Source organism: Pseudomonas sp. Con_6 (genome assembly GCF_059379395.1).
The window spans coordinates 6615173-6640491 of sequence record NZ_CM182011.1; the positions used below are offsets into that span (position 1 = coordinate 6615173).

A 25319-nucleotide genomic window follows, 5' to 3' on the forward strand; every position below is an offset into this window, starting at 1 on the left:
CGATGAGGCACTGAAAGTCGATCAGGGTTTGCGGGCCATATCCCGATCCGCAACCCGCCACACCAGCCGCGTCGTGTCATACCCCTGCTGCCGCGCCTTGGCCAGCAGGCTCTCGCGCTCCACCGCCGGTAAGGTCGGCGTCCGCGACAGGATCCACAGGTAGCGCCGGTCCGGATTGCCCACCAGCGCCGTCTGGTAGCCCTCATCTACGTACAGCACCCAGTAGTTGCCCTTCACGCCCCCTGGCACCAGCTTGCTGAACCAGTTATCGAACACTACCCACAACTTGTCGGTCTTGCCCGGCTCCTGCGGCGTGGCGCTGCCACTGACTTCCTGCCATTTGCCGTCGAGGGTCAGGCAGCGGTTGAGCACGCCGACGGTGCCATCGGTGCGCAGGTTGTAGTGCGCCTCGGACTGCGCGCAATCACTCTGGAAATACATCGGCAGCCGGGCCAGCTCGTACCACTTGCCCTGGTAACGCGTGAGGTCGACGTGATCCACCGTCTTCGGCGGCACCGGTCCGACGTCCTGGGTCGCACAACCACCCAGCAGCAACGCCGCAGCCAATACCAGCAGCGAACGACGGATCATTTCAGGCCCTGCCCCGCGTACATCAACACTTTGTCACCTGCGTACTGGACACTGATGAAGGTCTTCTCATCACCCCAGGTACAGCTGGACACACCAAGGGCGCCGGAACATTCCGTCGGGCTCCCCAGCAGGCTCTCGACCTCGGCCTTGGTCATACCGGTCTTGAGCTTGGAATAGTTTTCCTGGTTGAGCTTGCTGCACGCAGCCAGCAACACGCACAGGGACAACAGGGCGAGGGAACGCAACGACATGAAGGGGTACTCCTGGGAATGAAAGTGACAGGGCCAGACCACTGCCGACAGCTTAGAAGGATAAATCTCACTCCGGTTCCCGAAGGCGCCCGCTTTCAGTCCAGCGTAATCACTCACCTTTGGTCGATTTGATTGCGGAACCGATTAATCTTTTTCGTGCGACGGACGACACAGGAGGCGCTGCGGCGGATTGCCGCGCCTCCTCCGTAGATTGCGTGACCTCGAAATGACCAAAAACCTGAAATTCAGCCACAAGATCCTGCTGGCCGCCGCCCTGATTGTGATGGTGGCCTTCACCTGCTTCGTCCTGTTCAACGACTATCGCCAGCGCCAGTCGCTGGAGGTCAGCACCGAAGCCTCGATGCAGGAACTGGGTACCCTGACGGCGGGCAACATCCGCACCTGGCTGGACAGCCGCATCCAGATCCTCGACTCCTTCGCCCAGCAGGTGGCCGTCGACGGCCCCGGCAAGGACGCCCTCGCCCGCAGCCTGGCCCTGCCGGTGTACAACGCCAACTTCGCCCTCACCTACTTCGGCGGCAAGGACGGCGCCATGCAATCGGTACCGGCGGGCAATCGCGCCTCCGACTACGACCCGCGGGTACGCGGCTGGTACAAGAACGCCAGCGCCGCCGGCCAGACCATCGTCACCGAACCCTACATCTCCGCCTCCATGGGCAAGCTGGTGGTGACCATCGCCACCCCGGTGCAGCAGGCCGGGCAACTGCTTGGCGTCGCCGGCGCGGACACCGCGCTGGACACCATCAGCGCCATCATCAACTCGCTGAACTTCGACGGTCATGGCCACGCCTTTATCGTCAATGGCGAGGGCAAGATCCTGATCCACCCCAACGGCGAACTGGCCCTGAAGGCCCTGGCGGAGGCTTATCCACAGGGTGCGCCGGTGATCGGCAAGGGCCTGAAGGAAGTCGAGGTCGACGGCCGCAAGCAGTTCATCAACTTCACCCATGTCGACGGCGTGCCATCGGCGGACTGGTACGTCGCCCTGGTGCTCGACCAGAACGCCGCCTTCGCCATGCTCGGCGAACTGCGCAACTCCGCCGTGGTGGCGACGATTGCTGCGGTGCTGATCATCATCGCCCTGCTCGGCCTGCTGATCCGCGTGCTGATGGAGCCGCTGCACGTGATGGGCCGGGCCATGCACGATATTGCCGAGGGCAAGGGCGACCTGACCCGACGCCTGAACATCCACGCCCACGATGAGTTCGGCACACTGGGCCAGTCGTTCAACCGCTTCGTCGAGCGTATCCACGAGTCGATCCGCGAAGTGTCCTCGGCCACCGGCCAGGTCAACGAAGTCGCGCTGCGGGTGATCAGTGCCTCGAATGCCTCGATCCACAATGCCGACCAGCAATCCAGCCGCACCAGCAGCGTGGCTGCGGCGATCAATGAGCTGGGCGCCGCCGCCCAGGAAATCGCCCAGAACGCCGCCCTCGCCTCGCAGCACTCCAGCGATGCGCGCAACCTCGCGGAAGACGGGCAGCAGGTGGTCGAGCAGACCATTCAGGTAATGAACCAGCTATCGACGAAAATCAGCGACTCCTGCGGCAATATCGAGACGCTGAACGCCAACACCGTGAATATCGGCCAGATCCTCGAAGTGATCGCCGGGATTTCCCAGCAGACCAACCTGCTGGCGCTCAACGCAGCCATCGAGGCGGCGCGGGCTGGTGAGGCGGGCCGCGGGTTCGCGGTGGTGGCGGACGAGGTACGCAACCTGGCCCATCGGACCCAGGACTCGGCGCAGCAGGTGCAGCGCATCATCGAAGAGCTGCAGTCCGGCGCCCAGGTGGCGGTCAGCACCATGACCGAGAGCCAGCAGCAGAGCCAACATAGCGTGGGCATCGCCAACCAGGCGGGCGAGCGCCTGGGCAGCGTGACCCAGCGTATTGGCGAAATCGACGGTATGAACCAGTCGGTAGCCACGGCGACCGAGGAACAGACGGCCGTGGTGGAGTCGATCAATGTCGACATCACCGAGATCAATACGCTGAACCAGGAGGGTGTGGAAAACCTGCAGGCGACGTTGCGTGCCTGTAACGACCTGGAGCATCAGGTCGAGCGGTTGAAGCATCTTGTGGGTAGCTTCAGGATCTGATGATGGCCTTCAGGGCCTCATCGCTGGCAAGCCAGCGATAGGGCCCTGAAGAACAGCAAAAGAGTCAGGTCAGAAGCGGGAGCCGGGCTCCAGCAGGAAGTCCATCTCTTCACTGGTGCTCGGCCGCCCCAGCACCAGGTTGCGGTGCGGGAAGCGGCCGAACCGGGCAATCACCCGCTGATGCTGCTCGGCATAGTCGAGGAAGCCCTCGAACAACCGCCGGTCTGCCGTTGGCTGCGCCGCCAGCAGGTCCTGGTAGCGCTCAACACAGGTGTTCTGCCAGTCCAGCACCTCGGCATGCTCAAGCACCAGCAGGATGAACACGCGCTGCAGCGGCAGCAGTTGGTAGTCCCAGGCCCGGTCCAGGCCCTGCATCACCAGCACCTGCGCCCGGCGGTCGCCGTCGAAGGCGCGCGGGGTGTCGCGATAAATCATCCGCGGCAGCTGGTCCAGCAACAGGACCAGCCCCAGCCAGCCCTGCGGGCTTTCCAGCCACTCTTCCAGACCGCCAGCCAGCGCCTGCTCGACCAGCGGGCCGAAGCGCTCGTGCGCCTCGGCGTCGTGCTGCTTGCCGAACCACAGCGTGCTCTTCTCGTCAGCCACGTCCTGGGGACTGGTGCCCCAACCGAACCACCACTCCAGCAACGGCTGCCAAGGTGCGAGCATGGCCTGGTTACTCCTGGTGATAACCGGTAACGCGCTGGACTTCCTCTTTCGAACCGAGGAAGACCGCCACGCGCTGGTGCAGGCTGTCCGGCTCGATGTCGAGGATCCGCTGGGTACCGTCGGTGGACGCGCCACCGGCCTGCTCGATGATGAAGGACATCGGGTTGGCTTCGTACATCAGGCGCAGCTTGCCCGGTTTGGAGGGCTCACGGGCGTCGCGCGGGTACATGAACAGGCCGCCGCGGGTCAGGATGCGGTGCACGTCCGCGACCATCGAGGCGATCCAGCGCATGTTGTAGTTCTTCTTCAACGGGCCGGTCTCGCCTTCCAGCAGTTCGCCGACGTAGCGCTTGACCGGGGCTTCCCAGTGGCGCTGGTTGGACATGTTGATGGCGAATTCGGCGGTGGTTTCCGGAACCTTGATGTTCTCGTGGGTCAGGACGAAGCTGCCCAGCTCGCGATCCAGGGTGAAGCCTTTGACGCCGTTGCCCAGGGTCAGGATCAGCATGGTCTGCGGGCCGTAGATGGCGTAGCCGGCGGCGACCTGCTTGGTGCCTGGCTGGAGGAAGGCCTTTTCGTTCAGGCTTTCGTTCTGGCTCAGGTACTCGTTAGGGCAACGCAGTACCGAGAAGATGGTGCCGACGGAGACGTTGACGTCGATGTTCGACGAGCCGTCCAGCGGGTCGAAGACCAGCAGGTACGCGCCTTTCGGGTACTTGCCCGGGATCTGGTAGGCGTTGTCCATCTCTTCCGACGCCATGCCGGCCAGGTGGCCGCCCCACTCGTTGGCTTCGAGAAGGATGTCGTTGGAAATCACGTCCAGTTTCTTCTGGACTTCGCCCTGCACGTTTTCGGTGCCCATGCTGCCCAACACGCCGCCGAGGGCGCCCTTGGACACGTTGTGGCTGATTTCCTTGCATGCACGCGCCACCACTTCGATGAGGAAGCGCAGATCGGCAGGGGTGCTGTTGCTACGGGTCTGCTCAATCAGATAGCGACTCAGGGTAACGCGGGACATGTATGGCTCCGGAGGAATGGGAAAAAAATCCCACGCAGTTTACAGGGAGAGCACGGCGCGGGCGAGCAGTAGGACAACCCTGCCCGATCAGACGACACATTCGGCGTCTGGTTCCCGCGCCGGCCCCGGTCATTCCAGGGCGGTCCAGATTTCCCGGGCGTACTCGCCGATGGTCCGGTCCGAGGAGAACCAACCCATCCGCGCCGTATTGAGCACCGCCGAGCGCCACCAGCGGTTGGGCTCGTGCCAGAGCTCGTCGACCCGCCGCTGGGCTTCCCAATAAGCGTCGAAATCCGCGCACAGCAGGAAGCGGTCGTAGGCCACCAGCGAATCCACCAGGCCGACATAGCGCGCAGGATCGTCCGGCGAGAACACCCCTCCGCGGATCGCCTGGAGCACGTCGTTGAGGCGATGCGAGGCGCCGATGATCGGGCCGGCGGAGAAATCGCCGTTACGCTTGCGGCTTTCCACCTGCTGCGCGGTAAGGCCGAAGATGAACATGTGCTCGGCACCGACCTGCTCGCACATCTCCACATTGGCGCCGTCGAGGGTGCCGATGGTCAGCGCGCCGTTCAGGCCGAACTTCATGTTGCTGGTGCCCGAGGCCTCGTAGCCGGCGGTGGAGATCTGCTCGGAGAGGTCCGCCGCCGGAATGATGCTTTCCGCCAGGCTGACGTTGTAGTTGGGCAGGAACACCACCTTGAGCAGGCCGCGCACGGTGGGGTCGTTGTTGACCACCTTGGCGATGTCGTTGGCCAGCTTGATGATCAGCTTGGCCTGGTGATAGCTGGCCGCCGCCTTGCCGGCGAAGATCTTCACCCTCGGCACCCAGTCGGTGCCCGGCTCAGCGCGGATCGCCTGGTACAGGGCCACGGTATGCATCAGGTTGAGCAACTGACGCTTGTACTCGTGGATGCGCTTGACCTGGACGTCGAACATCGCCTCGGGATTGACGGTGATGCCCAGGCGTTCCTGGATGATGCTGGCCAGGGCACGCTTGCTGTGCAGGCGCTGCTCGGCGAATTTCTTGCGGAATGCGGCCTTGTCGGCGAAGGGTTCGAGACCGCGCAGCTTGGTCTCGGGGTTGTCCAGCAGGTCCTTGCTCAGGGCATCCACCAGCATGGCCGTCAGTTGCGGATTGGCCTGGTACAGCCAACGGCGGAAGGTGATGCCGTTGGTCTTGTTGTTGATCCGTTCGGGATACAACTTGTGCAACTCGGAGAACACCGTGCTGCGCATCAGTTTGGTGTGCAGTGCCGACACCCCGTTGACGCTATGGGAGCCGAGGAACGCCAGGTTGCCCATGCGCACCCGGCGGCCGTTGTCTTCCTCGATCAGCGACACGGCCCGCAGCACGTCGAAGTCGTGGATGCCTTTGGCCCGCAGCGCATCTATATGGTAGGCGTTGATCAGGTAGATGATCTGCATGTGCCGCGGCAGCATGCGCTCCATCAGGCCCACCGGCCAGGTTTCCAGCGCTTCCGGCAGGAGGGTGTGGTTGGTGTAGGCCAGGGTCTCCACGGTCAGGCGCCAGGCGGTGTCCCACGGCACTTCGTGCTGGTCCACCAGCAGGCGCATCAGCTCGGCCACGGCGATCGACGGGTGGGTGTCGTTGAGCTGGATGGCGGCCTGGTCGGGCAGGTTGAGCAGGCTGTCGTGCATGTTCAGGTGGCGGCGCAGCAGGTCTTGCAGCGAGGCCGAGACGAAGAAGTATTCCTGGCGCAGGCGCAGCTCCTGGCCGGCCTCGGTGCTATCGGCCGGGTACAGGACCCGGGAAATGCTCTCGGCCCGGGCCACCTCGGCTACGGCGCCGAGGTGGTCGCCGGCGTTGAAGCGCTCCAGGTGCAGTTCTTCCAGAGCTCGTGCCCGCCACAGGCGCAGGGTATTGACGCTCGCGCCACGCCAGCCGACCACCGGGGTGTCATAGGCCACGGCGCGCACGGTTTCCGCCGGCCACCAGACCTGGCGTGGCTCGCCATCGCCGACGCTGATGGTCTCGACGCGGCCGCCGAAGCTGATCGGGTAGATCACCTCGGCGCGCTCGAACTCCCAAGGGTTGCCGAAGTCCAGCCAGTTCTCGGTCTGCTCCTGCTGCCAGCCATCGACCACCGCCTGGCGGAACAGGCCGTGCTCGTAGCGGATGCCGTAGCCGTGGGCGGCGATGCCGAGGGTCGACATGCTTTCCATGAAGCACGCCGCCAGGCGGCCGAGACCGCCATTGCCCAGCGCCGCGTCCGGCTCCAGCAGGCGGATGCGCTCCAGGTCGACATCCAGCCCTTCCAGGGCCTCCCGGGCCACGTCGAGCAGGCCGAGGTTGCTCAGGCTGTCGTAGAGCAGGCGGCCGATGAGGAATTCGAGGGAGAGGTAATAGACGCGCTTCTGGCTCTTGCGATAGATCTGCCGGGTGTGGTCCATCCAGTGATCGACCATATGGTCCCTGGCAGCCAGGGCGATGGCTTCGAACCAGTCGTGGTCGAAGGCGTGTTCCGGGTCCTTGCCGACCGCATAGGTCAGTTTTTCCAGTACGGCGGTGCGAAACGCGGCCACCTCTGCGTCACGAGCGTTCGTTTCCTGAGACATGCGGTGTCCTCGGGCGAGTTTGACGATTGCGGATGGAGATCTGACAGCCTAGACGGTTCGACACAGCGCGTAGGCGCTGGTTCGCCGGTTGCGTTGCAAAAGCGGGACCGGTTGTGGGTGATTTCGCAAATGGTTGTTCACATTTTGATCAACTCCGGTATGATCGCGCGCCCTCCTATACCTATATGCCTGACCCTGATGAAACCGACCCTGATCGCCGCCGCCGAGCTTGACCGTCTCGAAACGTGGCAGAAGTACGCCAGCCATATGTGCGGCGGCTGCATGTCCACCTGCTGCACCTTGCCGGTGGAAGTGAAGTTGAAAGACCTGATTCGAATTGGCGTGGTGGATGAGTTCGAAGTCGGCGAACCGCCGAAGAATATCGCCAAGCGTTTGCAGAAGGATGGCATCGTCGAGCGCTTCAACCAGAAGTCGGGAATCTTCACCCTGACCCGGATGAGCAACGACGATTGCCTCTATCTGGACCGCAAGACCCGGCTGTGCACCATTTACGACAAGCGCCCGGACACTTGCCGCAATCACCCGCGGGTGGGGCCGCGGCCGGGGTATTGCGCGTACAAGCCGAAGCCGGCGAGCCGCTAAAGGCATCGCTGGCAAGCCAGCTCCCACAGGTCCGGCGGTGCACGCAGACCCTGTGGGAGCTGGCTTGCCAGCGATGAGGCCCTGAAAGACAGCACAAGAATTTCAGGAAAAAAAAGCCCCCGGCCTTTCGACCGGGGGCTTTTTCATTTCAAGCCGGGCTTAGTTGGCCTTGGCTTTCTTGGCAGCGCGGGTACGCTCGCCTTCGTCGAGGATCTTCTTGCGCAGACGGATCGACTTAGGAGTCACTTCGCACAGCTCGTCGTCCTGGATGAATTCCAGGGCCTGTTCCAGGGTGAAACGAACCGGCGGAACCAGGGCGATGGTCTCGTCCTTGCCCGAAGCACGCATGTTGTCGAGCTTCTTGCCTTTGGTTGGGTTCACGCCCAGGTCGTTGTCACGGCTGTTCAGACCGACGATCTGACCGTTGTAGATCTCCTGGCCGTGCTCGACGAACAGCTTGCCGCGCGCCTGCAGGGTTTCCAGAGAGTAGGTCAGGGCCTTGCCGGTTTCGACGGAAACCAGAACACCGTTCAGACGGCCGGACATGTGGCCGGACTTCATGGTGTCGTAGCGATCGAAGATCGAGGTCAGGATGCCAGCACCGTTGGTCAGGGTCAGGAACTGGTTACGGAAACCAATCAGACCGCGAGCAGGAATGTTGTACTCCAGACGTACACGGCCCTTGCCATCCGGCGCCATGTTGGTCAGGTCGCCCTTACGCAGACCCATTTCTTCCATGACCTTGCCCTGGGATTCTTCAGGGATGTCGATGGTGACGTTTTCGAACGGCTCGTGCTTGGCGCCGTTGACTTCGCGGATGATCACTTCAGGACGGCCAACAGCCATCTCGAAGCCTTCGCGACGCATGGTTTCGATCAGAACCGACAGGTGCAGCTCACCACGGCCGGAAACCTTGAACTTGTCAGCCGAGTCGCCTTCTTCAACGCGCAGTGCAACGTTGTACAGCAGTTCCTTGTCCAGACGCTCCTTGATGTTACGGGAGGTCACGAACTTGCCTTCCTTGCCGCAGAACGGCGAGTCGTTCACCTGGAAGGTCATGGAAACGGTCGGCTCGTCGACGGTCAGCGGCTTCATCGCTTCGACGGCGTCTGGCGAGCAGAGGGTGTCGGAGATGAACAGTTCGTCGAAACCGCTGATGCAAACGATGTCGCCAGCCTGGGCTTCTTCAACGTCGACGCGGTGCAGGCCGTGGTGACCCATCAGCTTCAGGATACGACCGTTGCGGCGCTTGCCTTCGGTGTCGATGGCGACGACGGGGGTGTTCGGCTTGACGCGGCCACGAGCGATACGGCCAACGCCGATGACGCCCAGGAAGCTGTTGTAGTCCAGAGCGGAGATCTGCATCTGGAACGGACCATCGCGGTCAACGGCCGGTGCCGGCACGTTGTCGACGATCGACTGGTACAGCGGGGTCATGTCTTCGGCCATGGCGGTGTGGTCGAGACCGGCGATGCCGTTCAGGGCCGAGGCGTAGACGACCTGGAAGTCCAGTTGGTCGTCGGTGGCGCCGAGGTTGTCGAACAGGTCGAAGATCTGGTCCAGAACCCAGTCAGGACGCGCGCCCGGACGGTCGACCTTGTTGATCACGACGATCGGCTTCAGACCGGCTTCGAAGGCCTTCTTGGTCACGAAGCGGGTTTGCGGCATAGGGCCGTCCTGGGCGTCGACCAGCAGCAGCACGGAGTCGACCATCGACATCACGCGCTCTACTTCACCACCGAAGTCGGCGTGGCCGGGGGTGTCGACGATGTTGATGTGGTAGCCATTCCAGTTGATGGCGGTGTTCTTCGCCAGAATGGTAATGCCGCGCTCTTTTTCCTGATCGTTGGAGTCCATGACGCGCTCGTCGTTGAGCTCGTTACGCTCCAGGGTGCCGGACTGGCGCAGGAGTTTGTCGACCAGGGTGGTTTTACCATGGTCAACGTGGGCGATGATGGCGATGTTGCGCAGATTCTCAATCACTGTGTGTATCTCGATCTCAGGTATTCGGTGCCGCCGCCAGGGCAGCGGGTTTCAGTAAACGGAGCAGGAAATCCGGTCGGGAGGACGATGGCGAGAACGGTCGCCATCGTGCTTCCTAGGCGGGGCGATAAACGCGCACATTGGCGTGTCCCTCACTGAGCAGGTGATGAGCATGCAGGCGGCTCATGACACCTTTATCGCAATAGAGCAAATATTGACGGTTGGCATCCAGGTGCTTGAAGCGACTGTTCAGGGCGTAGAACGGCACGGCCTGGACTTCGATGCCGTCGAGCTGCAGAGGTTCGTCTTCCTGGGCATCCGGGTGACGGATGTCGATGACGATCTGGCCCGGCAGGGCTTCGCTCAGCTCTTCGACCTGGATGTCCTGGCCCAGTTCGTCGATCACGTTGTCGATGGAAATGAAACGGGCGCGTTCCAGCGCACGGTCCAGCACTTCCATGTCGAACTGCTTTTCTTCGTGGGCGACGCGGTGGCGCTTGGCACAGGTGGTCGGGTTCACCGAAATCACGCCGCAGTATTCCGGCATGTGCTTGGCAAACTCGGCGGTGCCGATTTCGTAGGCCTGGTCGATGATGTCCTGCTTGTGGCTGGCCAGCAGCGGACGCAACACCAGTTTCTCGGTGGCCGAGTCGATCACCGCAAGGTTGGGCAGGGTCTGGCTGGAAACCTGGGAAATCGCTTCGCCGGTGACCAGCGCATCGATTTCCAGACGGTCGGCAACCCGTTCAGCGGCACGCAGCATCATGCGCTTGAGGGTCACGCCCATGTAGCTGTTGTCGACCTTGCCGAGGATCTCGCCAACCACTTCCTCGAACGGCACGCTGACGAACAACACGCGCTGACTGCTGCCGTACTTCTTCCACAGGTAGTGGGCGACTTCCATCACCCCCAGTTCGTGGGCACGGCCGCCGAGGTTGAAGAAGCAGAAGTGGGTCATCAGGCCGCGGCGCATCATCTGGAAGGCCGCCACGGTGGAGTCGAAGCCACCGGACATCAGCACCAGGGTCTGCTCCAGCGCACCCAGCGGGTAGCCGCCGATGCCCTTGTGCTGGTTGTGGATCACGTACAGGCGCTTGTCGCGGACCTCGATGCGCACTTCCACTTCCGGGGTACGCAGGTCGATACCGGCGGCGCCGCACTGCTGGCGCAGCTGGCTGCCGACATAGCGGTCGACGTCCATCGAGGTGAAGTCGTGGTGGCCGCCACGTTTGCAGCGCACGGCGAAGCGCTTGCCGGCCAGCAGATGGCCGAAATGCGCCTTGCACTTGGCGACGATGTCGTCGAAGTCGCCCAGCGGATATTCGTCGACCTGAAGGAAGTGGGCGATGCCCGGCATGCAGGTCAGGCGCTCGGTCATCTCGCGCAGTACTTTCTCGTCCTCGATGCGGGTGACCACTTCGAGGTTGTCCCAGACGCCGTCGACCTTGACCTCAGGGTCGAGTTCGCGCAGCACGGCACGGATGTTACGGCCGAGCTGACGAATGAACCGCTTGCGGACCGGGCGGCTCTTGATGGTGATTTCCGGAAAAACTTTGACGATCAGTTTCATTGAAAACAGCGCGCGAGCGGCCAGTCGAAAAAGGGGGGCGCGGATTATAGCGGAAATTGCTCAAGGTTTGACCAACTTTTGTCCGATCGCTTTATCGCGCACCAATTTGGTTCATTTCGACTTTTTTACGCATCCAAAGAGTGCAGAAAAAATCGAGATTTCTTACAGAAAGGGCTGAAACGCGAGAAAACGGGGCATAAATCCCATTTCCGGGCACTGGCATGCAATTTGCTCCCTTGTGATGCAGGTTGCCCTGGCCGACTATTCGCGCCCGGCATCACCCAAATTGAAGGGCTGCACAGGCACGCTCTACCCCACCCGGAGGACACTATGTCGAAGTCGGTTCAACTCATCAAAGATCATGACGTCAAGTGGATTGATCTGCGCTTCACCGATACCCGCGGCACTCAGCACCACGTGACCATGCCAGCCCGTGACGCGCTGGATGACGACTTCTTCGAAGTCGGCAAGATGTTCGACGGTTCCTCCATCGCTGGCTGGAAAGGCATCGAAGCCTCCGACATGATCCTGATGCCGGTCGACGACACCGCCGTCCTGGACCCGTTCACCGAAGAGCCGACCCTGATCCTGGTCTGCGACATCATCGAACCTTCCAGCATGCAAGGCTACGATCGCGACCCACGTGCGATCGCCAAGCGCGCCGAGGAATACCTGAAAAGCACCGCTATCGGTGACACCGTGTTCGCAGGTCCGGAGCCTGAGTTCTTCATCTTCGACGAAGTGAAGTTCAAGTCCGACATCTCCGGCTCGATGTTCAAGATCTTCTCCGAGCAAGGCTCCTGGATGTCCGACCAGGACGTCGAAGGCGGTAACAAAGGCCACCGTCCAGGCGTCAAAGGCGGCTACTTCCCGGTTCCGCCGTTCGACCACGACCACGAAATCCGTACCGCCATGTGCAACGCACTGGAAGAAATGGGTCAGGTCGTCGAAGTTCACCACCACGAAGTGGCGACTGCCGGCCAGAACGAAATCGGCGTCAAGTTCAACACCCTGGTGAAGAAAGCTGACGAAGTTCAGACCCTGAAGTACGTCGTGCACAACGTTGCCGATGCCTACGGCCGCACCGCGACCTTCATGCCGAAGCCACTGTACGGTGACAACGGTTCGGGCATGCACGTGCACATGTCGATCTGGAAAGAAGGCAAGAACACCTTCTCCGGCGAAGGCTATGCCGGCCTGTCCGACACCGCCCTGTACTTCATCGGCGGCATCATCAAGCACGGCAAGGCACTGAACGGCTTCACCAACCCGTCGACCAACTCCTACAAGCGTCTGGTCCCAGGTTTCGAAGCGCCGGTCATGCTGGCCTACTCGGCTCGCAACCGTTCCGCCTCGATCCGTATTCCTTACGTCGGCAGCCCTAAAGCCCGCCGTATCGAAGCCCGCTTCCCGGATCCGGCTGCCAACCCGTACTTGGCCTTCGCAGCGCTGCTGATGGCCGGCCTGGACGGTATCCAGAACAAGATCCACCCAGGCGACGCAGCGGACAAGAACCTGTACGACCTGCCACCAGAAGAAGCCAAGGAAATCCCGCAGGTTTGCGGCAGCCTGAAAGAGGCCCTGGAAGAACTGGACAAAGGCCGTGCGTTCCTGACCAAGGGCGGCGTGTTCTCCGACGACTTCATCGATGCCTACATCGCGCTGAAATCGGAAGAAGAAATCAAGGTTCGTACCTTCGTACACCCACTGGAATACGAGCTGTACTACAGCTGCTGATCCCGTGACGTACGCGCAAGCGACGTAAGTGGAAAAGGCCTCCTTCGGGAGGCCTTTTTCTTACAGGTTCAGGCGCTCCGGCTGATAGTTCAGCATTTCCCCGTCACCCATGCTGCCCCGCTCACTCAAGCGAGGCTGTCCTATGCGATTTACCCTGTTATTTCCCCTTGTCGCCCTGATCGGGTACAGCGCCCAATCAGTCGCTGTCGAACAGCGCTTTGGCCCAGTCATCCCGGAAGGCGACCTGAACCACTACGAAGCGGCGGCTCCACTCGACATACCACCGGAACTGACCAGGCTTATGCGCGCGGTCGAGCAGCGAAACTCCACCTCTCGCTTGGTGGCTATTTACAAATCGAAGGCTCGCTTGCCTCTCGAGGACCTCAAGCGTGAACAGGAAGTCATCGCCAATGCCGTCGAGGCAGGCAAGCGTCATGGCCTGAGCGAGGAACGCGTGCGCACCTTCTTTGCCGATCAGATAAAAGCCAGCAAATTTGTCCAGTCCTACATTATGACCACCAGGCGATATGAGACGCTGCCTGAGCTCGCCCCCGGAGACGATCTCGCTTCACTGCGCCTCGTTCTCGACCAGATACAGGAAGAGCTGTTGTCCAGCCTCGCCGCCTTCGATAGCGCCAACTACCGGGAGCAATGCCAAGTCCTGGTCGGCAGCGCAATAGATAGAGAAAGGGGATATCCCCTGCCAATGAGGGCCGCAATGCTCCAAGCCACCATCAGCCTGTGCAAAAGGGATTGAGTCCCGGCCTATGCTCTATATTGGTGCGCATAATCATGCGCACCTTCGAACTCCATCCCATTTTGGGTCACAAAATCTCCATCAGCAGGGCTTTGTAGACTTTTTTCGGGCAAACCCAGGCGTATTTCCGGGATTTCCGCTTCTTTTCGGAGCCTTGGTTTGCTTTTTGCATTTTCTCCGCATCAGCGCATTACCAGCGTTCGCGCCCCTGGCCGTTGCCGGGTCCGACATGTGCCAAAAGAGGTCAAAGACGCCACATGACCATCAGCGATGCACTGCACCGACTACTACTGGACAACCTGACCACCGCCACCATCCTGCTCAATGCCGAATTGCGCCTTGAGTACATGAACCCGGCGGCGGAAATGCTCCTGGCCATCAGCGGCCAGCGCAGCCATGGCCAATTCATCAGCGAGCTGTTCACCGAGTCCGTCGAGGCCCTGAACTCCCTGCGCCAGGCGGTGGAGCACGCGCACCCGTTCACCAAGCGCGAGGCCCAACTGACCTCGCTGACCGGCCAGAGCCTGATCGTCGACTACGCCGTCACGCCGATCCTCAACAACGGCCGCACCCTGCTTCTGCTCGAAGTCCATCCCCGTGACCGCCTGTTGCGCATCACCAAGGAGGAGGCCCAGTTGTCCAAGCAGGAAACCACCAAGATGCTGGTGCGCGGCATGGCCCACGAGATCAAGAATCCTCTCGGCGGCATCCGCGGCGCCGCCCAGCTGCTGGCCCGGGAGCTGCCCGACGAAGGGCTCAAGGACTACACCAACGTCATCATCGAGGAAGCCGACCGCCTGCGAAACCTGGTGGACCGCATGCTCGGCTCGAACAAGCTGCCGCTGTTGGCGCCGACCAACATCCACGAAGTGCTGGAGCGGGTGTGCAGCCTGGTCGAGGCGGAAAGCCAGGGCGGCATCACCCTGGTGCGCGACTACGACCCGAGCCTGCCGGACGTGCTGATCGACCGCGAACAGATGATCCAGGCCGTGCTCAATATCGTGCGCAACGCCATGCAGGCGATCAGCGCGCAGAACGAGCTGCGCCTGGGCCGCATCACCCTGCGCAGCCGGGCCATGCGCCAGTTCACCATCGGCCATGTGCGCCATCGCCTGGTGGCCAAGATCGAGATCATCGACAACGGTCCGGGCATTCCTGCGGAACTGCAGGACACCCTCTTCTATCCCATGGTCAGCGGCCGCCCTGACGGTACCGGGCTGGGCCTGGCCATCACCCAGAACATCATCAGCCAGCACCAGGGCCTGATCGAGTGTGACAGCCACCCGGGCCACACCACCTTCTCGATCTTCCTGCCACTGGAACAAGGAGCCGCTTCCTCATGAGCCGTAGTGAAACCGTCTGGATCGTCGACGACGACCGCTCCATCCGCTGGGTTCTGGAAAAAGCCTTGCAACAGGAAGGCATGACCACCCAGAGCTTCGACAGTGCCGATGGCGTCATGAGTCGCCTGGCCCGCCAGCAGCCGGACGTGATCATCTCGGACATCCGCATGCCAGGGGCCAGCGGCCTCGACCTGCTGGCGCAGATCCGCGAGCAGCATCCACGCCTGCCCGTGATCATCATGACCGCCCATTCCGACCTGGACAGCGCGGTAGCGTCCTACCAGGGCGGTGCCTTCGAGTACCTGCCCAAGCCGTTCGACGTCGACGAGGCGGTGTCGCTGGTCAAGCGCGCCAACCAGCATGCCCAGGAGCAACAGGGCCTGGACGTTGCCCCGACCCTGACCCGCACCCCGGAAATCATCGGCGAGGCGCCGGCGATGCAGGAGGTGTTCCGCGCCATCGGCCGCCTCAGCCATTCCAACATCACCGTGCTGATCAACGGTGAGTCCGGTACCGGCAAGGAGCTGGTGGCCCATGCCCTGCACCGCCACAGCCCGCGTGCCGCGGCGCCGTTCATCGCCTTGAACATGGCGGCGATCCCCAAGGACCTGATGGAGTCCGAGCTGTTCGGCCACGAGAAAGGCGCCTTCACCGGCGCGGCCAACCTGCGTCGTGGTCGTTTCGAGCAGGCCGATGGCGGCACCCTGTTCCTCGACGAGATCGGCGACATGCCTGCCGACACCCAGACCCGCCTGCTGCGGGTGCTGGCCGATGGCGAGTTCTACCGCGTCGGCGGCCATACCCCGGTGAAGGTGGACGTGCGCATCATCGCCGCGACCCACCAGAACCTGGAAACCCTGGTTCAGGCCGGCAAGTTCCGCGAAGACCTGTTCCACCGCCTGAACGTGATCCGCATCCATATCCCGCGCCTGGCCGACCGTCGTGAGGACATTCCGACCCTGGCCCGTCACTTCCTCGGCCGTGCCGCCCAGGAGCTGGCGGTGGAACCGAAGCTGCTCAAGGCAGAAACCGAGGAGTTCATGCGCAACCTGCCGTGGCCCGGCAATGTGCGCCAGCTGGAGAACACCTGCCGCTGGATCACCGTCATGGCCTCCGGCCGCGAAGTGCATGTCGGCGACCTGCCGCCGGAGCTGCTGAGCCTGCCGCAGGACGCCGCACCGGTGACCAACTGGGAGCAGGCGCTGCGCCAGTGGGCCGACCAGGCCCTGACCCGTGGCCAGTCGAGCCTGCTCGACAGCGCGGTGCCGAGTTTCGAGCGGATCATGATCGAAACCGCCCTCAAGCACACCGCCGGCCGCCGCCGCGATGCGGCCGTGCTGCTGGGCTGGGGTCGCAACACCCTGACCCGCAAGATCAAGGAACTGGGCATGAAGGTGGACGGTGGTGACGACGGGGAAGACGAAGAGTCCTGATTCGCCCGCCACAAATGAACGCGGGGCCGGCGCCTGTCTTCAACAGGCCCGGCCCCGCGGTCGTTTCAGCCGTACTGCGGCGCGAATGCCCCATTCCTGAACCGAAATGGGCCCCCACGCACCGCCGCAAGGCAAAAACCCTGAAAATCCCCCCTGAAAACCCCGCCATATACGCTGGAAGCCTTGATTTCACTGGGTTTCGCAAAGTTGGCACAGCGCCTGCATTAATACAGACATCTCCAGTTTTGGGGACCTTGGTACAGGCAGGCCGGGGAATCCCCTCTTTTATTCGTGCAGTCTCACCTGCACTCGCCAGCGGTCCTCCACTGACTCGCCCGCCCAGCGGGCCTGCAGTGGACGGGCCGCCACCAGGCTCAGCAACAATCCTCCATCCGTCTTGCGCAGCCGCCAGCTCACCGGTTTCCCGTCGTAGCTCAGTTGGCCTTTCTGACCTTTCCCTTCCGAATCGAACAACAGCGCCACGGTGCCGTCGACCATCTCGCCGTGCAGCTTGGGCTCTTCGTTGAACCACAGGTCCAGGCCACCGGCGACCACCTCGATGCGTTCCAGCACCCGGGGCTCGGGCGCGGTAATGCGGCCGATCATCAGCCCCACCAGCATGCCGAACAGGGCCAGGGAGAACAGGACGCGCGGCCATGATTTCGAACGCGGGTCCGGCTCGTCGGGAGTAGAATGCGCATCATCTTTATGCTCGGAGCCGTGCATGTTTCACGTGATCCTTTTTCAACCAGAAATTCCACCGAATACCGGCAACATTATCAGGCTCTGCGCCAACAGCGGATGCGACCTGCACCTGATCGAGCCGCTGGGCTTCGAGCTGGACGACAAGCGCCTGCGCCGCGCGGGCCTGGACTATCACGAGTACGCCACGCTCAAGCGCCATGCCGACCTGGCCTCGTGCCTGGAGAGCCTGGGGCAGCCGCGTCTGTTCGCCTTTACCACCAAAGGATCGCAGCCGTTCCATGAGGTGGCGTTCGAGCCGGGGGATGCCTTCCTGTTCGGGCCAGAGAGCCGTGGCTTGCCGGCGGAGGTGCTGGACGCCCTGGAAACCGGGCAGCGCCTGCGCCTGCCGATGCGGCCAGGGTGCCGCAGCCTGAACCTGTCCAATACCGTGGCGGTAGCCGTCTACGAGGCCTGGCGCCAGCAAGGCTTCGCCTGATGGCTCATCGCTGGCACAAATCCCACTGCCATAAAAAAACGCCCCGAAGGGCGTTTTCTCAAACCACCACCGCTTACTGCAGCGAAGGCGCTTCGCCGGCTTCCTGCATGCGCTGCATTTCCTGCGCGTACAGGGCGTCGAAGTTGACCGGGGACAGCATCAGCGCCGGGAACGAACCACGGGTGACCAGGCTGTCCAGGGCTTCGCGAGCGTACGGGAACAGGATGTTCGGGCAGAAGGCACCCAGGGTGTGGCTCATCGAAGCCGCGTCCAGGTTCTTGATCAGGAAGATACCCGCCTGCTGGACTTCAGCGATGAAGGCCACTTCATCACCGTTCTTCACGGTGACCGACAGGGTCAGGACCACTTCGTGGAAGTCGCCTTCCAGACCTTTCTGCTTGGTGTTCAGGTCCAGGGAAACGCTCGGCTCCCACTGCTGGCGGAAGATCGCCGGGCTTTTCGGCGCTTCGAACGACAAGTCACGCACGTAGATGCGCTGCAGGGAGAATTGTGGTGCGCTGTCTTCGGCAGCGCCGTTGTTTTGCTCGGTCATGGCAGATCCTTCCTTGCAGGGTCTTTAGAGGGTTTGGGAGTTCAAGCGTTGAGCAGGGCGTCCAGCTTGCCGGCGCGCTCCAGCGCATAAAGGTCGTCGCAACCACCGACGTGGGTTGTGCCGATCCAGATCTGCGGCACCGAGGTGCGGCCGGCCTTCCGGGCCATTTCCGCACGCAACTGGGGCTTGCCGTCGACCTTGATTTCTTCGAAGGCCACATCCTTGCTCGCCAGCAACTGCTTGGCGCGCATGCAGTAAGGGCAGTAGTCGCTGGAGTAGACGATGACCTGGGCCATATCACTTCACCAGCGGCAGGTTGTCGGCTTTCCAGCTGGACACGCCACCGGACAGCTTGGCAGCGGTGAAGCCGGCCTTGAGCAGGTCGCGGCAGATGGCGCCGGAATGCTGGCCCATGTTGTCGACGATGATCAGGGTCTTGCTGGCCTTGTGCTTTTCCAGCTCGCCGGTGCGGGCCGCGAACTTGTCCTGCGGGATGTTGATCGCACCCACGATGTGGCCGGCGGAGAATTCCTTGCTTGGGCGGATGTCGATCACCAGGCCCTTGTCGCCGTTGACCAGTGCGGTGAGCTCGCCGTTGCTCAGGCTGCGGCCGCCTTTGCGGGCTTCGTAGACGATCAGCAGAACCAGCAGAACCAGGAAGAGAGCAACCAGCAGGTAGTGATTTGTCGCGAATTCAATCAGATGAGCAACCATCGGAGGGTGTTCCAGGTCATAGAAAATGGCGGCCAGTATACACAGCAGCCATGGGCCGCCAAACCCCGTCGACAGGGGTTGTCGACAATAGTTCTCATCTTCCCGGTGCAGCCCGTCGGCCCGGCGATACGCGGAATTCGTCACGGCTGGCCAATTTGCCCTAAAATGCGGTCCTTTCTCATCTACAACCGTGAGTAGATATTTGATGACGAGCACGCCCAAGCCTTTGGTCCTGATCATCCTGGATGGTTTCGGTCACAGCGAAAGCCCTGAGTACAACGCCATCTTCGCCGCCAACACCCCGGTCTACGATCGTCTGCGCGCTACCCAGCCGCACGGTCTGATCTCCGGGTCCGGCATGGATGTCGGCCTGCCCGACGGGCAGATGGGCAACTCCGAGGTCGGCCACATGAACCTCGGCGCCGGCCGGGTCGTGTACCAGGACTTCACCCGCGTGACCAAGGCCATTCGCGACGGCGAGTTCTTCGAAAACCCCGTGCTCACCGGCGCGGTGGACAAGGCAGTGGGCGCCGGCAAGGCCGTGCACATCCTCGGCCTGCTTTCCGATGGCGGCGTGCACAGCCATCAGGACCACCTGGTCGCCATGGCCGAACTGGCCGCGCAGCGTGGTGCCGAGCGCATCTACCTGCACGCCTTCCTCGACGGCCGCGACACCCCGCCACGCAGCGCGCAATCCTCCATCGAACTGCTCGACGCCACCTTCGCCAAGCTGGGCAAGGGCCGCATCGCCAGCCTGATCGGCCGCTACTACGCCATGGACCGCGACAACCGCTGGGACCGCGTCAGCGCCGCCTACAACCTGATCGTCGACAGCGTTGCCGACTACAGCGCCGACACCGCCGTGGCCGGCCTGGAAGCGGCCTACGCCCGTGACGAGAGCGACGAGTTCGTCAAAGCCACCCGCATCGGCGAAGCGGTGAAGGTCGAGGACGGCGACGCCGTGATCTTCATGAACTTCCGCGCCGACCGCGCCCGCGAGATCTCCCGCGTGTTCGTCGAGCCTGACTTCAACGAATTCCCACGTACGCGCCTGCCGAAGCTGGCAGCCTACATCGGCCTGACCCAGTACTCGGCGAAGATCCCGGCCCCGGCGGCCTTCGCCCCGGCCAGCCTGCACAACGTGCTTGGCGAATACCTGGCGAACAACGGCAAGACCCAGCTGCGAATCGCCGAGACCGAGAAATACGCCCACGTCACCTTCTTCTTCTCCGGTGGCCGCGAAGAGCCGTTCGAAGGCGAAGAGCGCATCCTGATCCCGTCGCCGAAGGTCGCCACCTACGACCTGCAGCCGGAAATGAGCGCACCGGAAGTCACCGACCGCATCGTCGAGGCCATCGAGCAACAGCGTTACGACGTGATCGTGGTCAACTACGCCAACGGCGACATGGTCGGCCACACTGGCGTGTTCGACGCTGCGGTCAAGGCCGTGGAAGCCCTGGACGGCTGCGTTGGCCGGATCACCGAAGCGCTGGACAAGGTCGGTGGCGAAGCCCTGATCACCGCCGACCACGGCAACGTCGAGCAGATGGAAGACGAGTGCACCGGCCAGGCGCACACCGCCCACACCACCGAGCCGGTGCCGTTCATCTATTACGGCAAGCGCCCGCTGAAGGTCCGTGAAGGCGGCGTGCTGGCGGATGTGGCGCCGACCATGCTGACCCTGATGGGCATGGAGATTCCGGCGGAGATGACCGGTACCTCGATCCTCGTCGAGGCCTGATTTCCCGACGCTGGACTCGCTGGCCAGCGCGGACTTGTGGGAGCGGGTTCACCCGCGATTGCGATAGTAAATTCACCACCGTAATCGCGGGTGAACCCGCTCCCACAGGGTCCGCGTCGCCCAATAGACCCTTGTTCCAGACCAATGCCCCATCGGGGCGTTTTTTTTGGCGCCAGCGGCGGGCATACTAGGCCGGTCTCCATCCCCTGGTTATCACCATTCCATGCTCCGCGCCCTGATCGTTCTAGCCCTGACCTGCCTGCTCGGCCCGGCCTTCGCCGACGAGCGCGCGCAAACCCAGCAACAACTGGACGCCACGCGCCAGGACATCGCCGAGCTGAAAAAGAAGCTCGGAGCGCTGCAGGAAGAGAAATCCGGCGTGCAGAAAGACCTGCGCGGTACCGAAACCGACATCGGCAAGCTGGAGAAGCAGGTAGAGGAGCTACAGAAAGAACTAAAAAAGAGCGAGGGCGAACTGGAGCGCCTCGACACTGAAAAGAAAAAACTCCAGTCCGCCCGCACCGAACAGCAACGACTGATCGCCATCCAGGCCCGTTCCGCCTACCAGAACAACGGCCGCGAGGAATACCTCAAGCTGCTGCTCAACCAGCAGAACCCGGAGAAATTCGCCCGCACCCTCACCTATTACGACTACCTGAGCAAGGCGCGCCTGGAACAACTGCGCAGCTTCAACGAAACTCTGCGCCAGCTGGCCAACGTCGAGAAGGACATCGCCCAGCAGCAGGCCCAGTTGCTGGTCCAGCAAGGCACCCTCGACGCTCAGCGCCAGGAACTGGAAAAAACCCGCGCCGAGCGCCAGGAAATCCTCGCCAAACTCAACAGCAACCTGAAGAACAACGACCAGAAGCTCGCCGCCCGAGAGCAGGAGCAGGCCGAGCTGGGCAAGGTGCTCAAGACCATCGAAGAAACCCTCGCCCGCCAGGCCCGCGAAGCTGAGGAAGCGCGCCAGCGTGCGCTACTGGCCGAGCAGGAAGCCGAGAAGAAACGCCAGCGCGAAGCCGCCCTGGCCGCGCGCGAGGCCCGCGAGCCGCGCAATGACGACGAACCGAAGAAGCCCGTGCGCACCCCGGGCCCGCTGGTTTCCAGCGACGGCGCGGTATACGGTGGCGCATTTTCCGCGGCGCGAGGAAAACTTCCATGGCCGGTCAATGGTCGATTGTTGGCACGTTTCGGTGAAAGCCGCGGCGAGGACTCGCGGGCCAAATGGGACGGCGTGATGATCAGCGCTTCGGCCGGCAGCCAGGTGCATGCGGTGCACGGCGGGCGCGTGGTGTTCGCCGACTGGTTGCGCGGGGCTGGACTTCTGGTCATTCTCGACCATGGTAACGGTTACCTCAGCCTGTACGGTCACAACCAGACCCTGCTCAAGGGCGCTGGTGACATCGTCAAGGCTGGCGAGGCCATCTCCACCGTTGGCAACAGCGGTGGGCAGAGCAGTCCGGCGTTGTACTTCGCCATCCGCCAGCAGGGTCAACCGACCGACCCCACGCAGTGGTGCCGCGGTCAAGGATAGGCTTTACCTCATTTTTAACGCGTCAGCCGCCTGGCGCGAGGCTCCTCACGGGGCACACACAGGATCAGGAGTTCGTTCGACATGCTGCATTCGCCTCGCCTTACTTCGCTGGCCCTGGCCGTCGCATTGGTCAGCGGCGCGTCCCTGGCCATCGCCGCCGAGCCGGCCAAGCCCGCGGCGGCGGTCGCGCCGACCACGGTGACGGCCAAGGCGCCACTGCCGCTGGACGAGTTGCGCACCTTTGCCGAGGTGCTGGACCGGGTCAAGGCCGCCTACGTCGAACCTGTGGATGACAAGACCCTGCTGGAAAACGCCATCAAGGGCATGCTCAGCAATCTCGACCCGCACTCCGCCTACCTCGGCCCGGAAGACTTCCAGGAGTTGCAGGAAAGCACCAGCGGCGAATTCGGCGGCCTCGGCATCGAGGTCGGCATGGAAGACGGCTTCGTCAAGGTAGTGTCGCCGATCGACGACACCCCGGCGTCCCGCGCCGGCATCGAGGCCGGCGACCTGATCGTCAAGATCAACGGTGCTCCGACCCGCGGCCAGACCATGACCGAAGCCGTGGACAAGATGCGCGGCAAGATCGGCGAGAAGATCACCCTGACCCTGGTTCGTGACGGCGGCACACCGTTCGACGTGACCCTGGCCCGCGCCACCATCCAGGTGAAGAGCGTGAAGAGCCAGTTGCTGGAGTCCGGCTACGGCTACATCCGCATCACCCAGTTCCAGGTCAAGACCGGCGAGGAAGTCGGCAAGGCCCTGGCCAAGCTGCGCAAGGACAACAACGGCAAGCTGCGCGGCCTGGTCCTCGACCTGCGCAACAACCCCGGCGGCGTGCTGCAGTCGGCGGTGGAAGTGGCCGACCACTTCCTGACCAAGGGCCTGATCGTCTACACCAAGGGTCGCCTGCCCAACTCCGAACTGCGCTTCTCCGCCGACCCGGCCGACGCCAGCGAAGGCGTGCCATTGGTGGTGCTGATCAACGGCGGCAGCGCCTCGGCGGCAGAAATCGTCGCCGGCGCCCTGCAGGACCAGAAACGCGGCGTGCTGATGGGTACCGACAGCTTCGGCAAGGGCTCGGTGCAGACCGTGCTGCCGCTGAACAACGACCGCGCCCTGAAGATCACCACCGCGCTGTACTACACCCCCAACGGCCGTTCGATCCAGGCCCAGGGTATCGTTCCGGACATAGAGGTCAGCCGGGCCAAGATCACCCGCGAGCAGGATACCGAGAACTTCAAGGAAGCCGATCTGCAGGGCCACCTGGGCAATGGCAACGGCGGCGCCGACCGTCCGTCCAGCAGCAAGTCCGGTGGTTCGGGCAAGAAGGAGCGTCCACAGGACGACGACTTCCAGCTCAGCCAGGCCCTCAGCCTGCTCAAGGGACTGAGCATCACCCGCGACAAGTGATGCGCACCGTCTGTCTTGCCCTCTTCTGTCTGCTGGCCGGTGCCGTTCACGCGGCGCCGGCCACGCAGCAGAAGGCCTACCTCAGCGTGATCATCGACGACCTTGGCCAGAGCCCGGCCAAGGATTCGCGCACCCTGGCCCTGCCCGGCCCGGTGACCATGGCGATCATGCCCGACACCCCTCACGCCACCGACTTCGCCCGTCAGGCCCACAAGGCCGGACGCACGGTGATCCTGCACATGCCCATGGACCCGGCCACCGGGCCCTACGCCTGGCACCCGGGCACGCCGCTGCCGGAACTGGAGCAGCGCCTGAATGCGGCACTCTCCAAGGTTCCCTACGCTGCCGGGGTCAACAACCACATGGGCAGCCGCATGACCGCGCAGCCCGAGGCGATGGCCTGGCTGATGGGCGAGTTGCAGCGGCGTGATCTGTTCTTCGTCGACAGCCGCACCAGCGCCGCTACCGTGGCGGCGGCGAAGGCCCAGGCTATCGGTCTGGCCAGCGTGTCGCGGGATGTGTTCCTGGATGACGAGCGCACGCCCGAGGCGATTGCCGGGCAGCTACGCCTGGCGGTGGAACTGGCGCGCAAGCAGGGCACGGCGGTGGCTATCGGGCATCCTTATCCACAGACCCTGGAAGTGCTGGAACGCGAACTGCCCCGGCTCAAGGCCCAGGGCGTGGAGCTGATCGGCATCCGCCAGATCATCGGCGAGCGCAGCAACCGCGCCATGCCCGCCCATGGCAAGGGCGGGATCTACAGGTAGCGGGAGAAAGTGGCGTCGACGAAGCCGTCTTCGCGCATCTGGTCCAGGCTCTCCTGGAGTTTCTTCACCACCTCGTCCGGCACGCTCTTGTTCAGTGCCAGGTAGAGCTGCGTGCCGTTGAAGCGCAGCACGGTCTTGAACGCGGTCATGCCGATCTGCCGCGCCAGGTAGCGGCCGGCGGGGTCGCCGGTGGCCCAGAGGTCGATTTCGCCTGTGGACAACTTTTTCGCGTTGTCCTGGTCACGCAGGACCAGCACAGGTTTCAGTCCACGCGTCTGCAGGCTTTCGGCGATGGCGTCGCCCTTGTAGGCGCCGATGCGCAGGCCCCTGGCCTGCTCCAGGCTGTCCAGTTGCAGCGTGCTGCCGGCGCGAGCCAGCAGGACCCAGTCGTCCGGGCCCAGCGGGCCGACCCACTTGAACAGCGCTTCGCGGTCCGGCTGGCGGGCAAGGACGAAGACGCCGTGGTTGGGGGTGTCCTTGGCCTGTTGATAAACCCGGGTCCAGGGGAAGCGCAGGGTCATGCTGTAGGGGATGTCGGCGCGGCGGAACATCTCGCGCACCAGGTCGGCGGCGATACCCTGGATTTCAGGTTCGCGGGCGAAGCTCTTGCCGTCGCTGGACATGTTGTAGGGGGGGAAGTTTTCGGTGAGCAGGACCAAGGGGTCGCTGGCTTGGGCGGCGGTGGTCAGGGAGAGGAGAAAGAGGAGTTCGGTCAGCATCGAGAGGGATCTGATTTTTGGGGGGATGCTGATTGCCTCATCGCTGG

Annotated in this window: 23 protein-coding genes and 1 pseudogene; 12 read left to right on the forward strand and 12 right to left on the reverse strand. The window is 63.0% G+C overall.

The genetic code is table 11. The annotated features are described in order from the left end of the window. Nucleotides 1-21 precede the first annotated feature (21 nt). Together AC5QPF_RS29880 and bamE are read right to left on the reverse strand one after the other, a co-directional pair. Entirely contained in the window at nt 22-591 is a 570-nt protein-coding gene (locus AC5QPF_RS29880; RefSeq protein WP_494961175.1) for a lipocalin family protein, read from the reverse strand. After that, a complete protein-coding gene (bamE, locus tag AC5QPF_RS29885) occupies nt 588-842 on the reverse strand; it encodes an outer membrane protein assembly factor BamE domain-containing protein (RefSeq protein WP_330076028.1) in 255 nt (84 codons plus the stop codon). The genes AC5QPF_RS29880 and bamE overlap by 4 nt, the downstream gene beginning before the upstream one ends. Before the next feature lie 361 nt (nt 843-1203). On the opposite strand from bamE, the pseudogene AC5QPF_RS29890 reads away from it, so the two are divergent. After that, a pseudogene (locus AC5QPF_RS29890) lies at nt 1204-2058 on the forward strand (cache domain-containing protein); the annotation flags it as partial. A 177-nt stretch (nt 2059-2235) separates the two neighbouring features. Then, on the forward strand, nt 2236-2961 hold the full coding sequence (locus tag AC5QPF_RS29895; RefSeq protein WP_494964277.1) for a methyl-accepting chemotaxis protein: 726 nt from the start codon (nt 2236-2238) through the stop codon (nt 2959-2961). Nucleotides 2962-3030: 69 nt separating this feature from the next. Here AC5QPF_RS29895 and AC5QPF_RS29900 read toward each other — a convergent pair whose 3' ends face one another. The 3 genes from AC5QPF_RS29900 to AC5QPF_RS29910 all read right to left on the reverse strand — a co-directional run bounded on the left by AC5QPF_RS29900 (nt 3031) and on the right by AC5QPF_RS29910 (nt 7225). Then, entirely contained in the window at nt 3031-3627 is a 597-nt protein-coding gene (locus tag AC5QPF_RS29900) for a DUF924 family protein (RefSeq protein WP_494961176.1), read from the reverse strand. A 7-nt stretch (nt 3628-3634) separates the two neighbouring features. Continuing rightward, the gene (locus tag AC5QPF_RS29905) at nt 3635-4645 is read right to left on the reverse strand and encodes a class 1 fructose-bisphosphatase (protein WP_494961177.1); all 1011 of its coding nucleotides are present in this window, start codon (nt 4643-4645) and stop codon (nt 3635-3637) included. Nucleotides 4646-4774: 129 nt separating this feature from the next. Beyond that, nucleotides 4775-7225: a glycogen/starch/alpha-glucan family phosphorylase gene (locus AC5QPF_RS29910; RefSeq protein ID WP_494961178.1), complete on the reverse strand. Its 2451-nt coding sequence runs from the start codon at nt 7223-7225 to the stop codon at nt 4775-4777. Between the two features lie 198 nt (nt 7226-7423). On the opposite strand from AC5QPF_RS29910, the gene AC5QPF_RS29915 reads away from it, so the two are divergent. Next, complete coding sequence (locus AC5QPF_RS29915) at nt 7424-7828, forward strand: YkgJ family cysteine cluster protein (protein ID WP_009396120.1); 405 nt, start codon at nt 7424-7426, stop codon at nt 7826-7828. A gap of 159 nt (nt 7829-7987) precedes the next feature. Here AC5QPF_RS29915 and typA read toward each other — a convergent pair whose 3' ends face one another. After that, complete coding sequence (gene typA, locus AC5QPF_RS29920) at nt 7988-9811, reverse strand: translational GTPase TypA (RefSeq protein ID WP_494961179.1); 1824 nt, start codon at nt 9809-9811, stop codon at nt 7988-7990. A 115-nt stretch (nt 9812-9926) separates the two neighbouring features. Further along, on the reverse strand, nt 9927-11381 hold the full coding sequence (gene thiI, locus AC5QPF_RS29925) for a tRNA uracil 4-sulfurtransferase ThiI (protein WP_494961180.1): 1455 nt from the start codon (nt 11379-11381) through the stop codon (nt 9927-9929). A 330-nt stretch (nt 11382-11711) separates the two neighbouring features. Here thiI and glnA point away from each other — a divergent pair, with 330 nt between their 5' ends. From glnA to ntrC, 4 genes are all read left to right on the forward strand, one after another. Then, complete coding sequence (gene glnA, locus AC5QPF_RS29930) at nt 11712-13118, forward strand: type I glutamate--ammonia ligase (protein ID WP_494961181.1); 1407 nt, start codon at nt 11712-11714, stop codon at nt 13116-13118. 142 nt (nt 13119-13260) lie between these two features. Further along, entirely contained in the window at nt 13261-13875 is a 615-nt protein-coding gene (gene aroQ / locus AC5QPF_RS29935; RefSeq protein ID WP_494961182.1) for a gamma subclass chorismate mutase AroQ, read from the forward strand. A 257-nt stretch (nt 13876-14132) separates the two neighbouring features. Beyond that, on the forward strand, nt 14133-15218 hold the full coding sequence (gene glnL, locus AC5QPF_RS29940) for a nitrogen regulation protein NR(II) (RefSeq protein WP_494961183.1): 1086 nt from the start codon (nt 14133-14135) through the stop codon (nt 15216-15218). Further along, complete coding sequence (gene ntrC, locus AC5QPF_RS29945) at nt 15215-16651, forward strand: nitrogen regulation protein NR(I) (protein ID WP_494961184.1); 1437 nt, start codon at nt 15215-15217, stop codon at nt 16649-16651. The genes glnL and ntrC overlap by 4 nt, the downstream gene beginning before the upstream one ends. A 285-nt stretch (nt 16652-16936) precedes the next feature. Here ntrC and AC5QPF_RS29950 read toward each other — a convergent pair whose 3' ends face one another. Next, nucleotides 16937-17377 (reverse strand): hypothetical protein, encoded by a 441-nt coding sequence (locus tag AC5QPF_RS29950; protein WP_494961185.1) that lies wholly within the window; start codon nt 17375-17377, stop codon nt 16937-16939. Here AC5QPF_RS29950 and trmL point away from each other — a divergent pair. Further along, nucleotides 17376-17831 carry a tRNA (uridine(34)/cytosine(34)/5-carboxymethylaminomethyluridine(34)-2'-O)-methyltransferase TrmL gene (gene trmL, locus AC5QPF_RS29955; protein WP_494961186.1) on the forward strand — a complete coding sequence of 152 codons (456 nt, stop codon included), beginning with the start codon at nt 17376-17378 and terminating at the stop codon, nt 17829-17831. The genes AC5QPF_RS29950 and trmL overlap by 2 nt on opposite strands. A 73-nt stretch (nt 17832-17904) precedes the next feature. Here the strand turns inward: trmL and secB are convergent, their stop codons facing one another. From secB to AC5QPF_RS29970, 3 genes are read right to left on the reverse strand one after another with little or no spacing between them, the layout of a single operon-like run. Beyond that, nucleotides 17905-18384 carry a protein-export chaperone SecB gene (secB, locus tag AC5QPF_RS29960; RefSeq protein ID WP_009396097.1) on the reverse strand — a complete coding sequence of 160 codons (480 nt, stop codon included), beginning with the start codon at nt 18382-18384 and terminating at the stop codon, nt 17905-17907. 41 nt (nt 18385-18425) lie between these two features. After that, entirely contained in the window at nt 18426-18680 is a 255-nt protein-coding gene (gene grxC / locus AC5QPF_RS29965; RefSeq protein WP_494961187.1) for a glutaredoxin 3, read from the reverse strand. 1 nt (nt 18681) lies between these two features. Continuing rightward, complete coding sequence (locus tag AC5QPF_RS29970; RefSeq protein WP_494961188.1) at nt 18682-19098, reverse strand: rhodanese-like domain-containing protein; 417 nt, start codon at nt 19096-19098, stop codon at nt 18682-18684. A gap of 205 nt (nt 19099-19303) precedes the next feature. Between AC5QPF_RS29970 and gpmI the strand changes: the two genes are divergently transcribed. The 4 genes from gpmI to AC5QPF_RS29990 all read left to right on the forward strand — a co-directional run bounded on the left by gpmI (nt 19304) and on the right by AC5QPF_RS29990 (nt 24553). Next, nucleotides 19304-20839 carry a 2,3-bisphosphoglycerate-independent phosphoglycerate mutase gene (gene gpmI, locus AC5QPF_RS29975; RefSeq protein ID WP_494961189.1) on the forward strand — a complete coding sequence of 512 codons (1536 nt, stop codon included), beginning with the start codon at nt 19304-19306 and terminating at the stop codon, nt 20837-20839. Nucleotides 20840-21062: 223 nt separating this feature from the next. After that, nucleotides 21063-22373 carry a peptidoglycan DD-metalloendopeptidase family protein gene (locus AC5QPF_RS29980; RefSeq protein WP_494961190.1) on the forward strand — a complete coding sequence of 437 codons (1311 nt, stop codon included), beginning with the start codon at nt 21063-21065 and terminating at the stop codon, nt 22371-22373. Nucleotides 22374-22454: 81 nt separating this feature from the next. Next, the gene (locus AC5QPF_RS29985; protein WP_494961191.1) at nt 22455-23786 is read left to right on the forward strand and encodes a S41 family peptidase; all 1332 of its coding nucleotides are present in this window, start codon (nt 22455-22457) and stop codon (nt 23784-23786) included. After that, a complete protein-coding gene (locus tag AC5QPF_RS29990; RefSeq protein WP_494961192.1) occupies nt 23786-24553 on the forward strand; it encodes a divergent polysaccharide deacetylase family protein in 768 nt (255 codons plus the stop codon). The genes AC5QPF_RS29985 and AC5QPF_RS29990 overlap by 1 nt, the downstream gene beginning before the upstream one ends. On the opposite strand, the gene AC5QPF_RS29995 is transcribed toward AC5QPF_RS29990, so the two are convergent. After that, nucleotides 24544-25272 (reverse strand): substrate-binding periplasmic protein, encoded by a 729-nt coding sequence (locus AC5QPF_RS29995; protein WP_494961193.1) that lies wholly within the window; start codon nt 25270-25272, stop codon nt 24544-24546. The two genes, AC5QPF_RS29990 and AC5QPF_RS29995, sit on opposite strands and share 10 nt — an antisense overlap. Nucleotides 25273-25319 lie beyond the last annotated feature (47 nt).

Bases quoted from the DNA above. Each gene is read 5' to 3' on its own strand.
- AC5QPF_RS29880 (WP_494961175.1), bottom strand. From the start codon at position 591: ATGATCCGTCGTTCGCTGCTGGTATTGGCTGCGGCGTTGCTGCTGGGT.
- bamE (WP_330076028.1), bottom strand. From the start codon at position 842: ATGTCGTTGCGTTCCCTCGCCCTGTTGTCCCTGTGCGTGTTGCTGGCT.
- AC5QPF_RS29900 (WP_494961176.1), bottom strand. From the start codon at position 3,627: ATGCTCGCACCTTGGCAGCCGTTGCTGGAGTGGTGGTTCGGTTGGGGC.
- AC5QPF_RS29905 (WP_494961177.1), bottom strand. From the start codon at position 4,645: ATGTCCCGCGTTACCCTGAGTCGCTATCTGATTGAGCAGACCCGTAGC.
- AC5QPF_RS29910 (WP_494961178.1), bottom strand. From the start codon at position 7,225: ATGTCTCAGGAAACGAACGCTCGTGACGCAGAGGTGGCCGCGTTTCGC.
- AC5QPF_RS29915 (WP_009396120.1), top strand. From the start codon at position 7,424: ATGAAACCGACCCTGATCGCCGCCGCCGAGCTTGACCGTCTCGAAACG.
- thiI (WP_494961180.1), bottom strand. From the start codon at position 11,381: ATGAAACTGATCGTCAAAGTTTTTCCGGAAATCACCATCAAGAGCCGC.
- glnA (WP_494961181.1), top strand. From the start codon at position 11,712: ATGTCGAAGTCGGTTCAACTCATCAAAGATCATGACGTCAAGTGGATT.
- aroQ (WP_494961182.1), top strand. From the start codon at position 13,261: ATGCGATTTACCCTGTTATTTCCCCTTGTCGCCCTGATCGGGTACAGC.
- glnL (WP_494961183.1), top strand. From the start codon at position 14,133: ATGACCATCAGCGATGCACTGCACCGACTACTACTGGACAACCTGACC.
- ntrC (WP_494961184.1), top strand. From the start codon at position 15,215: ATGAGCCGTAGTGAAACCGTCTGGATCGTCGACGACGACCGCTCCATC.
- trmL (WP_494961186.1), top strand. From the start codon at position 17,376: ATGTTTCACGTGATCCTTTTTCAACCAGAAATTCCACCGAATACCGGC.
- AC5QPF_RS29950 (WP_494961185.1), bottom strand. From the start codon at position 17,377: ATGCACGGCTCCGAGCATAAAGATGATGCGCATTCTACTCCCGACGAG.
- secB (WP_009396097.1), bottom strand. From the start codon at position 18,384: ATGACCGAGCAAAACAACGGCGCTGCCGAAGACAGCGCACCACAATTC.
- grxC (WP_494961187.1), bottom strand. From the start codon at position 18,680: ATGGCCCAGGTCATCGTCTACTCCAGCGACTACTGCCCTTACTGCATG.
- AC5QPF_RS29970 (WP_494961188.1), bottom strand. From the start codon at position 19,098: ATGGTTGCTCATCTGATTGAATTCGCGACAAATCACTACCTGCTGGTT.
- gpmI (WP_494961189.1), top strand. From the start codon at position 19,304: ATGACGAGCACGCCCAAGCCTTTGGTCCTGATCATCCTGGATGGTTTC.
- AC5QPF_RS29980 (WP_494961190.1), top strand. From the start codon at position 21,063: ATGCTCCGCGCCCTGATCGTTCTAGCCCTGACCTGCCTGCTCGGCCCG.
- AC5QPF_RS29985 (WP_494961191.1), top strand. From the start codon at position 22,455: ATGCTGCATTCGCCTCGCCTTACTTCGCTGGCCCTGGCCGTCGCATTG.
- AC5QPF_RS29990 (WP_494961192.1), top strand. From the start codon at position 23,786: ATGCGCACCGTCTGTCTTGCCCTCTTCTGTCTGCTGGCCGGTGCCGTT.
- AC5QPF_RS29995 (WP_494961193.1), bottom strand. From the start codon at position 25,272: ATGCTGACCGAACTCCTCTTTCTCCTCTCCCTGACCACCGCCGCCCAA.